The organism is Paenibacillus sp. NPDC057886, assembly GCF_042796655.1.
GTDB lineage: Bacteria > Bacillota > Bacilli > Paenibacillales > Paenibacillaceae > Paenibacillus.
Genome location: NZ_JBHVMZ010000001.1, coordinates 580,039 through 593,650 on the forward strand (window position 1 = coordinate 580,039; position 13,612 = coordinate 593,650).

Consider the following 13,612-nt stretch of genomic DNA (forward strand, 5'->3'; position numbering starts at 1 on the left):
AACCTCGGTCTGAAAGATGGGCCTAAACGCGCTCTGATATTGTGGTGGAAGCGTTTGAAAGAAAACATGGCGGGTAATAACATAGCGAACCACTCAATTAGATGAGGAGGGATTCACTATGCAGAAGAAAATCGTAGGTGTGTTTAATACAGAGCGTGAGGCATCATCGGCAATCGAGGGACTGAAAGCGCAAGGATTCACTTCAGACGAAATCTCGGTAGTCACACAGGATCGGGATGAACTGAAGGCCATTCGCGAAGAGACGGGGACAAAAGCACCCGAAGGTGTAGCTGCAGGTGCGGCAACAGGCGGGGTGCTCGGCGGAGTAGCTGGATTGCTCGCAGGCATTGGGGCTTTGGCGATTCCGGGCATAGGTCCTATTCTGGCCGCAGGCCCCATTGCCACAGCCTTTACGGGTGCAGCTGTAGGTGCAGGAGCAGGCGGACTTGTAGGTGGACTTGTTGGTCTCGGCATTCCGGAGGAGGATGCCAGACAGTATGAGGAATACGTGCAAAGTGGTAAAATCCTGCTGCTCGTGGACTCTACGGATCGGGACACGGATGTTTATGACGTGTTTAGCAGTAACAGTTATGCGAACCGGGACATTATCAAAGTCGATCGGGAAGATGTTCCTGTTGAGCGCACGGATCTCGATATGGAAGAGCGCAGACTGGAAGCTCGGGATAAAGCCGCTCGATTTGGCAACAATACTTTTCTATAATAATTCGGTTCATTAAAGACAGGATTCTTCAACTGGAATGACATATGTGAACCACCAGGTGGTCATCAGCCGGTTTCCTTAGAGGAAGCCGGCTTTTGTACCTGTGTATTATGCATAAATGAACGTCAGAGGTTCAGGTGTTAAACCTGCCAGGCAGGGAATAACAATACATACAGTAATACGGCCAGGGCCAGTCCAATCACCAGCAACATCAGTGTCAGGAACCGTATCAATTTCGTGGATGCCTGGAATGTCTGTGAATTAATCTGATTACGTTTTCGGTGGTAAGCGGAAGCTGAGCACAGGATAATCAGAATACCGCTGACCAAAGAAGTAATACCAATGATGATTGCCGCGATATGTGCCATCCTATCATAGGGCGTTGAACTGAATCCGAAGCCGGCTGCAAGAAAGCCAATCCCGACCATGGCAATGCCGGTACGTACCCAGGCCAGAAAGGTCCGTTCGTTAGCCAGATGCTGTTGTACATATTTGGAGTCAATGGTGGTTATGTCTTGGTCTATATCTGAGATGTAAATCACCCCGTTCATTAATATATGGCTTCATTGTACGTCGTTTTCATGGCAAAACCAAGAAAGGAGGCTGTCTGTTATGCCTCGTAAAGAACGAATTACAGAAATTGAAAGTCTAAGGGGGATTGCTTTTGCAGCAGTCGTCCTTCAGCACTCCATAGCACATTATTCTCTGGTCCCGGAAGCGGGACTTGAAGACGGCGTATTGCTCTCGGTCCTGCTGATGCTGTCCAAATTTGCTGTACCCCTGTTTGTTTTTATCACAGGTATGGTGCTTTTCTATAATACTGGAGACAAGTTGAATTATGGACGTTTCATGCAAAAGCGATTAACCGATGTAATCGTCCCCTATATTATCTGGTCACTGATCTATTTCACACTCGCACCTCGCGGCTGGAACGGATTTGGTTGGCAGGACATCCCTGACCTTGGTTTAAAATTAATCACGGGTAAAACGACCTCGCATTTTTGGTACATTATTATGCTGATTCAATTTTATCTGTTGTTTCCCTTGTTTTTGAAAGTAATCCGGTATGTCTATAACCGATATGAGGCGAAGGGGCGTACAATTGCTCTTCTGATCTCCGGTGTGGTGTACCTTGTGCTTGCCGATCAATTGAGAAATATCGCCAAGTTCATGGAATGGCTGAATGTCCCGGTGCTGACCGATGCCTTTACAACCTATGCTGATCGAAATTTCCTGTATTTCTTTTTTTATTTTGTGCTTGGTGCGGCAGCCGGGCTATCGGTCCAACACTGGAATAAATGGGTCCAACGTTTACACTGGGTATATTGGTCTGTGTTTATTGTACTTGGACTTCGGTTTATATATATGTTAATGCTTGAATTCCAGAAGCCGGAAGGCATACAGATTACGTTCTATACCGTCAGTCTCATCCGTCCGGATATGATTTTATTCCTGATTGCTTCCATCATGGTGATGTACCAGTTGGCCGGCAAGCTCCACAATGTCAGGGTAACCCGATTGCTGGCGTGGATTGGCGGGGTTTCGTACGGGGGCTATCTGATGCACATGCTGATATTGCGCTACAGCTACATTCCGGATGAACAGTTTTATGTAGCAATGGGTTTAAACCCTGTAGTGCGCATGGTTATCACCTGGTTGCTGGCGCTTACGTTATCCTGTGTACTCACATGGCTCATCTCCCGCGCAAGCTGGGGCAAGTGGATTGTGGGAACCGTACCGAAGTCCAAACCTGATTAACAGGTGAATACATCATTATATGAAAAATTCAGAATAACCCAAAGTAACTCACAAATCACAGTAAGTCACAGCAAGGTATACTCAAAGATCCATGGTTACAGCCTATGATCTTGCGAGTCTTGAGAAGTTATGTAATTCTCTAAGTTCTAAGTTCTCAAATTCTCAAGTTCTCATCTCAAAGTTCACTAACTGCTCGTCCAATTGTAAAAAAGAGAGTTGACGGCCAATGAAAATGAAGGCAGTAACCTGGAAAAAAAGTGACGCCAGTACCTTGACGATTACTTTTGAAATAAATTTTAAAATTTCAATACATGAAAAATTCATAACAGAAAACCTCAAATCCTGCTCTATCTTACGTTCCTGTATATCCATTCATTCTCTTTCTTGCTCTCCAACGCCCATCGACTAAAGGAAGAAAGACGGATAAAGATGGCAGAAGGGGAACATAAGTTTTATAATACTAGATATATAGGGCTGACAGGAGGGGATAGAACGTGGCTTTTATGATTGCGCAGCGGGCATTTATCAAGCTTTATCTAATTACGATGGTCGAACAGCATAGGGGATATGGCTATGAAATGCTGGAGGCAATGAAGCAGGAATTCAAAGCCTACGGTTATGTACCACCCCAGAGCGAGATTTACCGGGCGTTGCATGAATTGGTTCAACAGGGTGTCTTTTATCGTACGAAGAAGTTAAAGGGCAATGATCCCAAAGTCGATTTTCAGGAAATCGTTTTATATCACTTCACGGATGATGGTGCGGAGAAAGCTGAATTATATAAAAAACAGGTTAAAGCCGATCTCGATCGTTGTCTCGGCATGTTACACAAGGCAGAAGAGGACAATTACGGAGTGAAAGGAAGATAAGCATGGACAGACACTTACAGTGGGGTGTACTTGGTACATCCACAATCGCGAAAAATGCAGTCATTCCGGCAATTCAACAATCCGAACGTGGTGAGGTCTTGGCGATAGCCAGCCGCAGCAAGGAGAAGGCGGAAGCTCTTGCGAATGAACTCGACATTGCCAGAGCGTATGGCAGCTATGATGAACTCATCGCGGACCCGGACATTGAAGCTGTGTATATTCCTCTGCCAAACCATATGCACAAGGAGTGGACGATTAAGGCTGCTCAGGCTGGAAAACATGTATTATGTGAGAAACCGGCTGCCCTGAATGCGGATGAAGCGGCGGAAATGATTGAGGTATGTCAACAGCACGGCGTACTGTTTGCAGAAGCAATTATGTATCGATACCATCCCAAGCATAGACGTGTGCAAGAGATTATAGCCAGTGGAGAGATTGGTACGGTCAGAGCCCTCCATGGCAATTTCACCTGTAATACCGCTGACGATAAAGACAATGTAAGGTTCAAAAGGGAGATGGGCGGAGGATCATTATTTGATCTTGGCGTATATCCAATCTCGGCAGCCCGCATGTATCTGGGGCAGGAGCCGGAAGCCGTAACGGTACATGCTCTATTTTCGGAAGAGCACGATGGCGTCGATATGATGGCTTCAGGACTTGTGGAGTTTCCCAATTCAGTAGCGTTAACGTTTGACTGTGGCATGTGGGCCTCGGGACGAGCCGAGATGGAGATTCTTGGTACCGATGGACGGATTGAACTGCCCAAAGTGTTTGGCTGGGAGAATAGTGATATTCCGCCACAGATTATCGTGCACACCGATTCCGTCAGCCGTGAGGAACGTGTATCGGTATCCAACTCCTATGTTTTGCAGGTGGAGACCTTTGCAGCCGCAGTGCTTGAAGGAGAACCGTTACCGTTCAGTCCGCAAAATACAATTCAGAATATGCGTGTCATTGATGCTTGCCTGGAATCGGCACGAACCCGTCAACGAGTGCAATTAGTGGATTAAAGCAGGAGCTAACATGATGGCATGATAGATGAAAAGAAATGATCGAAATGGTAGACTCCATCCTCCGGGATGTGAGTCTTTTGTTGTATTTAAATGTTATATTTATATATTTTTACAAAAATAACAGTTGGGTTTGATATTTACTCCAAAATGAAGTGATATAAATAGTAAATAGATGGCTTGTTCACTATAATCTAGCAGAATGTGCATCCTGGCAGATTTCACATCTCACATCACTTACATAGTGGCAACGTTCATCCATTTTAAGTCATTGGGAGGCTGGATTTATGAAAAAGTTTTTGTCTACAGCTCTGCTCGCGGTTATGTTAACGATTGTCTTCTTCACCGGTTCACAGATCGCTCCGGTCGCACAGCAAAAGGCTTCAGCTGCAACGTGTACGATCATCAATACGTTTACTGGTGTGGCCAACTATCTCAGCGCCAATGGTAAACTGCCATGTAACTACATTACCAAAGCGCAAGCAACGGCACTGGGCTGGGTATCGTCCCAAGGCAACCTCGCTACGGTTGCTCCAGGCAAAAGTATCGGTGGAGACGTGTTTAGCAACCGGGAAGGATTGCTTCCAGCAACGAGTGGCCGTACTTGGCGTGAAGCGGATATCAACTACACTTCCGGCTTCCGTAATTCTGACCGCATCCTGTACTCTAATGACGGCTTGATTTACAAAACGACAGACCACTATGCATCATTTACTCGCTTGAAATAAGGAAGGACATGACAGACATGAAGAGGGTAGTACTTAACGGTGAGGACTTCTCCAGCACGACAGAGCTGCATGAGCTGTTGATGCAAAAGCTTGAACTGCCAGACTTTTACGGTGCAAATCTGGACGCCTTGTGGGACTGCCTTACAGGTATGATTGAGCTGCCGCTTGAATTAACCTGGAAGAACTACCAGATCAGCAAGGAACGGCTGGGTAGTGAGGCAGAGAAGGTATACCAGTTGATGCTGGAGGCGGAAGAAGAGAGTATTGGATTTCAATTCAAGACTGAGGACTAGTATATGAACTACGAAACATAGCAGCAAATAAATATTAGTGCTTGGAGAACAGACGAACAGACCCTTCGGTCTGTTTTTTTGTGTTTTATATGGAGAGGGCCCATTAAAAAATCATCAAGCAAAGAATGGGTTAATACAACGTTAAAAATATTTTCACGAAAGGGTTGATTTTCGCATATCATACGTTAAAATAAAATTAACGATAAAAATATTTTCACGTTGAAAGGCGGAGTAATCATGAGCGAAGGTACAGTCGCACGCAAACAAGGGATCGGGGAATTAATTCGGATTAAACCTTATGTGCAGTTTATGGTGAGCAAGGTCGTATCCAGATTCGGCGATTCGATTGATTCCATTGCCTATAGTTGGATGGTGTACATTCTCACAGGTTCAAAGCTGCTGATGGGGACACTGCTGGCTGTTAATTTTTTGCCGAGTATCTTTCTGGGGCTGTTTGTCGGAGCACTGGTTGATCGCATGTCGCCCAAAAAGGTAATTGTACTCACGAATACTGGCCGAGGATTATTTGTTGGCATTACAGCACTTTTGTTTGGTCTGGGTGAGCTGCAAGTTTGGCATCTGTTTGTCATCACCATCCTGAATTCCCTTCTGGAATGTTTCGCATCACCCGCTGAGGTATCCAGTGTACCGCAATTGCTTCCCAAATCGATGCTACTGTCCGGTAACGCCATGGCCACATCCGCAACCCGGGTTGCAGAACTCGCAGGTCTTGCAGTGGCGGGTACGTTAATTGCAACGGCAGGGATCACTTGGACGATATTGATCGATGCTGGCTTGTTTGCTTTAAGTGCACTCCTGATGAGCCGTGTGGGTTACCCGAAAACTACAACATCATCTAACAATGAAAATACACCATTCGACTCATCTGATCCTCCTCCAGCAAGAAAAAGTATATTCTCTGAAATGACAGAAGCCTTTCATTTTATGCGTAAACATGTCTTGTTACTGATCGTCTCGATTCTGTTTGCCTTCGTTAACTTCTGTCTAATGCCATTCAATGTCCTTCGCACGCCATATGTCATTGAAACGCTGCACGCCGGAGCGGGAGGATTAAGTCTACTCAGTGGGCTGATTGTGGCAGGCATGGTACTGAGCGGCTTGTGGCTGTCACACCGAGGATCGAATTACCGAAAAAGTGTACTGGTTATTGTTGGCATTGTCATGTTGGGGCTTAGTTACGCCTTGACTGCACTTCCGGCTTACATGACGTCCTATCAGCTCCCTGTTGCTGCTGTCTTTTGTCTGATGATGGGCATGGGGATTCCACTCGCTACAACACCCCTCGCGTCCTATCTCATGGAAGTTACGCCTTCTGAGATGCTTGGCAGGGTGTATGCCCTTCAAAGTATGCTCGTCGTGAGTGTTGCTCCATTAGGTAGCTTGGTTTCAGGAGCCCTTGCCGATTGGGTGGCATTGCCGATTCTGTTTATCGTGTTTGGTGTTTTGCTTGCCATGTCAGCCGCTCTGGTGCTTCTGAGCAAGACTTTTCGCACCGTTTTATAATAAGGCGTCCTGAATCTTGATATCTCCAGCCTGTTTTGACCGAAACCCTGTCCGGACGGTATAATATACACATGATGGGCAACAGGTACCCCGGAAATGAGGATACAGGTATGCAGCGCAAAGTACTTTCAACGATTGAAGAAATCAAGGTCTACTCCGATCCGTATCGGATACAGATCATGAATATGTTTAATAAACAGGGCAGACCCTCTACGGTTAAAGAGATCGCAGACCAGATGGGCGAAGTGCCAGCCAAGGTACATTATCATGTGAAAAAACTGGAGAAAATCGGTCTGCTCACCATCGTATCCACTCGTGAAATTAATGGAATCATCGCCAAATATTATGAGCCTTTTAAGGGAGAAATCCAGCTCCGTAACGAAGATGAAGAGAATTCACCTTTGAAGGAGGTATTTCGTTCCGAAACCTTCAAATTGTTAAATGAAATGTTTGAGCAGAGCCGTCGGCGATTCATGAATCAGGCGGAAAACGGGGACCGTATGTTTATCTCGGATATGACGTTGTATGCTAGCCGGGAAGAAGTAGAGCAGTTGTACAACAACATTACGAAGATGTGTGAACCCTATTTAACGAAAGACAGGCATGATGCGGACCAAGAGGTCTTTCATTTATTCAGTTCCCTATCCAAAGATACGGTGAATAAGCCCACTTCGGAAACCGCTGGGAAATTGAAAAAGAAGGCTACACCCGATAAGGGCAAGCCCGTTGTGAAAACGTCAAGACCTGCTAAAAAGCAGAAGGAATCCTCGTCTGGTGGTCAGGCGGAAGAGTAACCGAAGCATATTCATCGGCTTTATTGAAGTTTCGTTTGTGTAAAGATGATATGCTCCACCAAGAAAAAAGCCGCCATTGGCGGCTTTTTCATGCGTAATTTGGCATGATGAAAGACATGTACCTATTTTAGCGTAAACGACCTTAATTCGTTCATAAACTACATGTTTTCATCATAATCTTTCACGTCACGTTTGGCTGCGGTTGCGGGGGAGTTCGATGTGCCATATTCCTCGACGGCTTCCCAGGCGTCAGCGTTATCGAACTTGCCAGCATTGCGCTGTCTTATTTCACCGGCACCGCTTGGCGGCATCGTCATGACTTCCTCTTCAACGGGCCGTTCGTTGCTTAACTCGCGGTTAGGCGTATCATCAATACAGTAGGCTGTGTAAGGGATCGCTTCGAGTCGTTCAAAGGGAATATCCTTACCACAGGTCACACAGGAGCCATACGTTCCTTGTTCGATTCGCTCTAACGCTTCATTCATCTGATTGAACTCGTCGGTTAACGTATCATCTATCGCCAAGTCACGGCTTCGCTCAAACGTCTCCGTACCGGCATCTGCCGGGTGATTATCGTATGATGACAGCTCACCAGTTGAATCTTTCAGGGACTCGGCTGGAGCACCGTCTTCCATGCTGGATTCAAAATGGCGCTGTAGGTTTTCACGTTGTTCCAAAAGAGCGTTTTTCAGCTCTTGAAGTTGATCTTTGGTTAATGTACTCATAAGGACATGCTCCTTTCCCACAATGGGGTTGTAGTCAGTCCTTACCCGAATTTCATAAGAAGCAATCAGTTTCGTGTGTAAAGAGGGTCGTTCGATTTTATATCTGACGGATAATGTGTTATAAAAAATATAGAGAGAAAATGCGGCGGTATCGAAGATCTTCTTGTGCTTACCGCGGCGCGTTTGATAATGGAGGGTTGTCAATATGGATGAGCATATGAAACGAAGATTGGACAAACAAAGACAATTGTTCAAACAATTGGGCGTGCAGCTCGACGCTTTATCGATTCATGAAAAACAATTCAATTATAAACTTCGTGGTTATGATCCGGATGAGGTGGATGCCTATCTTGATTTGGTTATTAAAGATTACGAACGTTTCTACGCCAATATAGCGGATCTGATGGACAAGTGGCAAGAGCAGCAGTTAACGATTCGGGATCTGAAGTCATCGGCGAAGCCTGTGGAAGACCCAACGAAGATTGATCGCAAACAACTGGACGATATTGTGAAACAACTGGAATACAGCGTTCGGCAGTTAAAAATCCGGGCGCGCCCTGAACAGGACCTGTTCTCTGAGTAAGCCTACACATCTGGGATGATATAAAATCAGCATTATAATGCTCAAATAAAAGGTGGTTAATCATGAGTACTCATTTTTCGGTCAGTGTGCATTGTTTGTTGTTGTTGTCTTTCAGCGCGCCTGAACGAATCACTTCGGCACTGATTGCAGGTAGTGTGAATACCAACCCTGTCGTGGTCAGACGTATTCTGGGCGGGTTGAAAAAGGCAGGGCTTGTGGACTCCTCACCGGGAACAAGAGGATTTTACCTCGCCAAGCCCTCAAGTGAAATCACATTAGCCATGATCTATCAGGCTGCCAAGGATGAAGGACCATTGTTTCCGATTCATGGTAACTGTAATCCAAATTGTGATGTTGGCCTTCGTATTGATAGCCTTCTGACCAATCTGTATCAGGTTGCCGAAGCAAAGGTGGAACAATTCTTTGCATCCATTACCCTTGAAGATATGGAGCGCTCCTGTTCCCAGCTTGAAGTTCTTCCATCACATGCCGAATAAAGCGTCATATAAGGGAAAGGGAAGGTGTGCTGTACTATGAAAATTATTGTCATTTCGGACACTCATTTACCTCGAAGAGCACGGAAGTTGCCCGATCCCTTGGTTGAGGCGCTTTCAGATGCTGATCTGATTCTCCACGCGGGGGACTGGTCGGACTGGAGTGTATACAAGCTGCTTAGCGCTTATGCACCCGTTGAAGGTGTTGCAGGTAATACGGACCCGCCTGAAATAGGTCAAAAACTCGGGTTCTCCCGCATCGTTGAGGCGGACGGTTTGCGTCTTGGTCTTGTACATGGTCATCTGGGATCGAAGTCTACAGAGCAGAATGCGATCCACACCTTTGCAGGACAGCAGGTGGATGCTGTGATTTTTGGACACTCGCACATTCCGGTGATGCATACGGTCAATGATGTGCTGATATTTAATCCGGGTTCTCCTACGGATCGGCGGCGTCAGCCCCAGTATTCTTTTGGTATCATGACGACACATTTAGGGGAATTGCAGGCGGAACATGTTTTTTTCGATGAAAAATAAAAGTTGAAAATCAGGCATCTCGAATCAGAAGGCTCTTCTGTTAATCGGGGTGCTTTTTGCTATGTATGCATTCAAAAGGGAACTTGCAAGTTATCTCTGAATGGGGAATATGGTCTGCTGTTTATCTGTCATTCATCTCTTCTCGTTACCCCCTATGGGGGCATTTGTATGAATGATACAATGCGTTTACAACAATAAATTGAATACGTTTACATAAGGAGATGAATGTTCATGAAATTGTCTGTATTCACTGTTGCCACTCCAGACTTGACGGCAGATGAGTTGGCTTCTGCTGCAGCTGCAGCCGGCATTGAAGGGATTGAATGGAGATATCGCGGAATCCCGGCGGATGCTTTATCCGAAGAACCTTCTTATTGGAGACATAATCGTTGCTCGATAGATCCGGACCAGTGGGAGGGACAGGTACCTCTATTTCGTGATGCGGCAAAAAAGCATGGCAGACAGTCGATTGCATTGGTGCCATATCTGAGCTGTGGAGATCTGCTTGCCACGGAGCAAGCATTTCAAACTGCACAAGCCTTAGGGGCATCCATGATGCGTGTTGGAGTTCCCGGTTATGATCGGAAAACCAGCTATCCTGAGTTATACAAACAAGCTGTGCATTATCTGAATGAGGTTCAAGAGATGGCCCAACAGTATAAGGTAAAAGCTGTAGTTGAAACCCATCATCAAACGATTGCTCCCACTGCATCGCTGGCTTATCGGCTCGTGCAATCGCTGGATTCCCAGCATATAGGAGTATTGTACGATCCAGGTAACATGGTCCATGAAGGATATGAGAACCATCGTATGGGATTGGAATTACTGGGGCCTTATCTGGCACATGTGCATGTGAAGAATGCGGCTTGGTTCAAGGATGCATCAAACATCAATTCGAATTCCAGTGTGAATGAACAAAATACAGAAATATCGCTAACATCAAACTGGCATTGTCAGTGGGCCCCCTTGACCGAAGGCGTGGTGAATTGGTTGCAAGTATTCCGTGACCTCAAATCGGTTGGATATGATGGATATTACGGGATTGAGGATTTTAGCGGAGTCTTGGAATCGAAGGCGATGTTACAGCATTTTGCAGATGTTTTTGCCGAAATTGAACGTCGTGTGGACGAGGAGGTACAGGTATGAGTTTGGTTCGAGTAGCCGTCATTGGCATTGGAAATATGGGTGCAGCACATGCCAGAACGTTGGTAGCAGGAGAAGTACCGGGTGCAGAACTGGTGGCTGTGTGTGATGTGAGACAAGAAATGGAGAGCTGGGTATCCAGCAACCTTCCGGCTTCAGTCACCTATTGGCAGGATGCGGAACAGATGATGTCCTCTGGAACGATTGATGCAGTAATTATAGCAACCCCGCATTATGACCATCCCGAAAAGGCTATTCAGGCTTTTCAGTATGGCTTGCATGTTATGATCGAGAAACCTGCCGGAGTATACACCAAACAGGTACGCAAGATGAATGAAGCGGCGGCTGCCAGTGGCAAAGTGTTTTCCATGATGTATAACCAGCGAACCAACCCTTTATATATCAAACTAAAAGATCTGATTGCCTCGGGAGAACTGGGTGAGGTACGGCGCACCAACTGGATTATTACGAACTGGTATCGCTCCCAGAGTTATTATGATTCGGGCGGCTGGCGTGCAACGTGGGCTGGTGAAGGGGGCGGTGTTCTGATCAACCAGGACCCCCATCAACTGGACCTGTGGCAATGGACCATCGGCATGATGCCCGTTCGTATGCGTGCATTCTGTTCATTCGGCAAATACCGGAACATTGAAGTGGAAGATGACGTAACGGCATATGTCGAATATGAGAATGGAGCAACAGGTGTATTCGTGACCACGACGGGTGAAGCACCAGGCACCAACCGGTTTGAGGTCAATGGGGATCGCGGCAAAATTGTCATTGAAGATGGTCAGTTGACTTTCTGGCGTCTTCGTGAACCCGAGCCTGAATTCAATCAAAGATTTACCGGAGGATTTGGACAGCCGGAATGCTGGAAATGCGAGGTGCCGATTAACGGTGTGGAAACCGGACATCCTGGCCTGATTCGTAACTGGATCGATGCCATCCTGAAGGGAACACCGCTCATTGCTCCAGGGGAAGAAGGCATCCATGGCTTAACATTGTCCAATGCCATGCTGCTGTCAACCTGGACCGATAACTGGGTGGATCTGCCGATCGATGAAGATTTATTCTATGAGCATTTGCAACAGCGGATTGCCAGTTCAAATACCAAGAAAGACAAGGCAGGCAGCAGCAGTCAGCCTGCCGACCTTTCACAGACATTTAAGTAAGTAATTGTGTAGCTGGTTAATCACGAATCCCAGATGGAAGGACGGAAAAGACATGGCAAAAGACGGAATGTTCTATGCTCCAAAGAGTCTAAAAAAAGAGGTCGTATGCGGTCCAGGTGAGTTTACCATTGCGGCTGTGGCATTGGACCATGGACATATCTACGGTATGGTTGGCGGGCTGGTAGAGGCTGGGGCAACGCTCAAATGGGTATATGATCCTGACCCAGCTAAAGTCGAGGCTTTTCGAAAACAGTTCCCGCAGGCACAGATTGCCGCCTCTGAAGCGGATGTGCTTGCCGACGATGAAGTGCAGCTCGTAGCCGGAGCAGCCATTACATCGGAACGTGCGCCACTTGGCATGAGAGTCATGGCCGCAGGTAAAGATTATTTTACGGACAAAGCCCCCTTTACGACACTGGATCAACTGGCCCTTGCGCGTGAAGAGGTTAAACGCACTGGGAAGAAGTATATGGTCTATTACAGTGAGCGTCTACACGTCGAAAGTGCGATCTACGCTGGACAACTGATCGAACAGGGAGCCATCGGCAAGGTTGTACAGGTGATGGGGACGGGTCCGCATCGATTGAACGCGGGTGGTCGGCCGGAATGGTTCTTCCAGCATGAAAAGTACGGTGGTATTCTCTGTGATATCGGAAGTCATCAGATCGAGCAGTTTCTGACCTTTGCCTCGTGTACGGATGCAGAAGTGGCGTTCAGTCGGGTGAACAACTTCAATCATCCACAATTCCCGGAACTAGAGGACTTTGGCGAAGCATCACTGATCGGCAACAACGGTGCTTCCGGTTACTTCCGGGTAGACTGGTTTACACCGGATGGTCTGGGTACATGGGGCGATGGGCGAACGGTTATTTTGGGAACGGACGGATACATTGAGTTGCGTAAGTATATCGACGTAGCCAGAGAGCCTGAGGGCGATCAGGTGTACCTGGTTAACCATGAAGGGGAATACCGCTACAGTGTCAAAGGACAGGTCGGTTATCCATTCTTTGGTGAACTAATCCGAGACTGTCTGGATCGAACAGAAATCGCGATGACACAGGAGCATGCGTTTAAAGCTGCGGAACTCTGCTTGATTGCACAGCATAAGGCAATGAGTGAGAGAGTGGTATGGAGTAGTGGTGCGAAGTAAACGGTTTTATTTAAAATAGAAATAGATTATGTAATTGGAGAGCAGCCTTTACATCAGGCTGCTCTTTTGTTTGTTGTAGTACCTTCGCAAATGGAACAATATGGTTTATGA

General features: G+C 46.6%; 16 protein-coding genes. 14 read left to right on the plus strand and 2 right to left on the minus strand.

Annotated features, from left to right (window positions below):
* The first annotated feature begins 118 nt into the window (after positions 1–118).
* Positions 119–721 carry a general stress protein gene (locus ACFVQB_RS02610; protein WP_379434862.1) on the plus strand — a complete coding sequence of 201 codons (603 nt, stop codon included), beginning with the start codon at positions 119–121 and terminating at the stop codon, positions 719–721.
* Between the two features lie 140 nt (positions 722–861).
* Here the strand turns inward: ACFVQB_RS02610 and ACFVQB_RS02615 are convergent, their stop codons facing one another.
* Positions 862–1,272 carry a YidH family protein gene (locus ACFVQB_RS02615; RefSeq protein WP_379434863.1) on the minus strand — a complete coding sequence of 137 codons (411 nt, stop codon included), beginning with the start codon at positions 1,270–1,272 and terminating at the stop codon, positions 862–864.
* 61 nt (positions 1,273–1,333) lie between these two features.
* On the opposite strand from ACFVQB_RS02615, the gene ACFVQB_RS02620 reads away from it, so the two are divergent.
* The 7 genes from ACFVQB_RS02620 (at position 1,334) to ACFVQB_RS02650 (ending at position 7,697) form a co-directional block, all read left to right on the plus strand.
* Positions 1,334–2,479, plus strand: coding sequence for an acyltransferase (locus ACFVQB_RS02620; RefSeq protein ID WP_379434864.1), 1,146 nt, complete (start codon positions 1,334–1,336; stop codon positions 2,477–2,479).
* Positions 2,480–2,973: 494 nt separating this feature from the next.
* Positions 2,974–3,348 carry a replication termination protein gene (locus ACFVQB_RS02625; RefSeq protein WP_379434865.1) on the plus strand — a complete coding sequence of 125 codons (375 nt, stop codon included), beginning with the start codon at positions 2,974–2,976 and terminating at the stop codon, positions 3,346–3,348.
* Between the two features lie 2 nt (positions 3,349–3,350).
* Positions 3,351–4,358: a Gfo/Idh/MocA family protein gene (locus ACFVQB_RS02630; RefSeq protein ID WP_379434866.1), complete on the plus strand. Its 1,008-nt coding sequence runs from the start codon at positions 3,351–3,353 to the stop codon at positions 4,356–4,358.
* A gap of 287 nt (positions 4,359–4,645) precedes the next feature.
* Positions 4,646–5,086, plus strand: a complete 441-nt coding sequence (locus ACFVQB_RS02635) for a ribonuclease (protein WP_379434867.1) — start codon at positions 4,646–4,648, stop codon at positions 5,084–5,086.
* Positions 5,087–5,103: 17 nt separating this feature from the next.
* Entirely contained in the window at positions 5,104–5,379 is a 276-nt protein-coding gene (locus ACFVQB_RS02640; RefSeq protein WP_379434868.1) for a barstar family protein, read from the plus strand.
* Between the two features lie 237 nt (positions 5,380–5,616).
* Positions 5,617–6,903, plus strand: coding sequence for an MFS transporter (locus ACFVQB_RS02645; protein WP_379434869.1), 1,287 nt, complete (start codon positions 5,617–5,619; stop codon positions 6,901–6,903).
* A gap of 110 nt (positions 6,904–7,013) precedes the next feature.
* Positions 7,014–7,697, plus strand: coding sequence for an ArsR/SmtB family transcription factor (locus ACFVQB_RS02650; RefSeq protein ID WP_379434870.1), 684 nt, complete (start codon positions 7,014–7,016; stop codon positions 7,695–7,697).
* Between the two features lie 158 nt (positions 7,698–7,855).
* Here ACFVQB_RS02650 and ACFVQB_RS02655 read toward each other — a convergent pair whose 3' ends face one another.
* A complete protein-coding gene (locus tag ACFVQB_RS02655; protein ID WP_379434871.1) occupies positions 7,856–8,422 on the minus strand; it encodes a TraR/DksA C4-type zinc finger protein in 567 nt (188 codons plus the stop codon).
* A gap of 205 nt (positions 8,423–8,627) precedes the next feature.
* Here ACFVQB_RS02655 and ACFVQB_RS02660 point away from each other — a divergent pair, with 205 nt between their 5' ends.
* The 6 genes from ACFVQB_RS02660 to ACFVQB_RS02685 all read left to right on the plus strand — a co-directional run bounded on the left by ACFVQB_RS02660 (position 8,628) and on the right by ACFVQB_RS02685 (position 13,501).
* Positions 8,628–9,005: a DivIVA domain-containing protein gene (locus ACFVQB_RS02660; protein ID WP_024630343.1), complete on the plus strand. Its 378-nt coding sequence runs from the start codon at positions 8,628–8,630 to the stop codon at positions 9,003–9,005.
* Positions 9,006–9,067: 62 nt separating this feature from the next.
* Positions 9,068–9,502 carry an Rrf2 family transcriptional regulator gene (locus ACFVQB_RS02665; RefSeq protein ID WP_113052552.1) on the plus strand — a complete coding sequence of 145 codons (435 nt, stop codon included), beginning with the start codon at positions 9,068–9,070 and terminating at the stop codon, positions 9,500–9,502.
* 36 nt (positions 9,503–9,538) lie between these two features.
* Positions 9,539–10,036, plus strand: a complete 498-nt coding sequence (locus ACFVQB_RS02670; protein ID WP_379434872.1) for a metallophosphoesterase family protein — start codon at positions 9,539–9,541, stop codon at positions 10,034–10,036.
* Positions 10,037–10,267: 231 nt separating this feature from the next.
* Positions 10,268–11,182, plus strand: a complete 915-nt coding sequence (locus tag ACFVQB_RS02675; protein ID WP_379434873.1) for a sugar phosphate isomerase/epimerase family protein — start codon at positions 10,268–10,270, stop codon at positions 11,180–11,182.
* Positions 11,179–12,351 (plus strand): Gfo/Idh/MocA family protein, encoded by a 1,173-nt coding sequence (locus tag ACFVQB_RS02680; RefSeq protein WP_379434874.1) that lies wholly within the window; start codon positions 11,179–11,181, stop codon positions 12,349–12,351. The genes ACFVQB_RS02675 and ACFVQB_RS02680 overlap by 4 nt, the downstream gene beginning before the upstream one ends.
* 52 nt (positions 12,352–12,403) lie before the next feature.
* On the plus strand, positions 12,404–13,501 hold the full coding sequence (locus ACFVQB_RS02685) for a Gfo/Idh/MocA family protein (protein ID WP_379434875.1): 1,098 nt from the start codon (positions 12,404–12,406) through the stop codon (positions 13,499–13,501).
* The last annotated feature ends 111 nt before the right edge of the window (positions 13,502–13,612 follow it).

Bases quoted from the DNA above. Each gene is read 5' to 3' on its own strand.
- ACFVQB_RS02610 (WP_379434862.1), top strand. From the start codon at position 119: ATGCAGAAGAAAATCGTAGGTGTGTTTAATACAGAGCGTGAGGCATCA.
- ACFVQB_RS02615 (WP_379434863.1), bottom strand. From the start codon at position 1,272: ATGAACGGGGTGATTTACATCTCAGATATAGACCAAGACATAACCACC.
- ACFVQB_RS02620 (WP_379434864.1), top strand. From the start codon at position 1,334: ATGCCTCGTAAAGAACGAATTACAGAAATTGAAAGTCTAAGGGGGATT.
- ACFVQB_RS02630 (WP_379434866.1), top strand. From the start codon at position 3,351: ATGGACAGACACTTACAGTGGGGTGTACTTGGTACATCCACAATCGCG.
- ACFVQB_RS02635 (WP_379434867.1), top strand. From the start codon at position 4,646: ATGAAAAAGTTTTTGTCTACAGCTCTGCTCGCGGTTATGTTAACGATT.
- ACFVQB_RS02640 (WP_379434868.1), top strand. From the start codon at position 5,104: ATGAAGAGGGTAGTACTTAACGGTGAGGACTTCTCCAGCACGACAGAG.
- ACFVQB_RS02645 (WP_379434869.1), top strand. From the start codon at position 5,617: ATGAGCGAAGGTACAGTCGCACGCAAACAAGGGATCGGGGAATTAATT.
- ACFVQB_RS02650 (WP_379434870.1), top strand. From the start codon at position 7,014: ATGCAGCGCAAAGTACTTTCAACGATTGAAGAAATCAAGGTCTACTCC.
- ACFVQB_RS02655 (WP_379434871.1), bottom strand. From the start codon at position 8,422: ATGAGTACATTAACCAAAGATCAACTTCAAGAGCTGAAAAACGCTCTT.
- ACFVQB_RS02660 (WP_024630343.1), top strand. From the start codon at position 8,628: ATGGATGAGCATATGAAACGAAGATTGGACAAACAAAGACAATTGTTC.
- ACFVQB_RS02665 (WP_113052552.1), top strand. From the start codon at position 9,068: ATGAGTACTCATTTTTCGGTCAGTGTGCATTGTTTGTTGTTGTTGTCT.
- ACFVQB_RS02670 (WP_379434872.1), top strand. From the start codon at position 9,539: ATGAAAATTATTGTCATTTCGGACACTCATTTACCTCGAAGAGCACGG.
- ACFVQB_RS02675 (WP_379434873.1), top strand. From the start codon at position 10,268: ATGAAATTGTCTGTATTCACTGTTGCCACTCCAGACTTGACGGCAGAT.
- ACFVQB_RS02680 (WP_379434874.1), top strand. From the start codon at position 11,179: ATGAGTTTGGTTCGAGTAGCCGTCATTGGCATTGGAAATATGGGTGCA.
- ACFVQB_RS02685 (WP_379434875.1), top strand. From the start codon at position 12,404: ATGGCAAAAGACGGAATGTTCTATGCTCCAAAGAGTCTAAAAAAAGAG.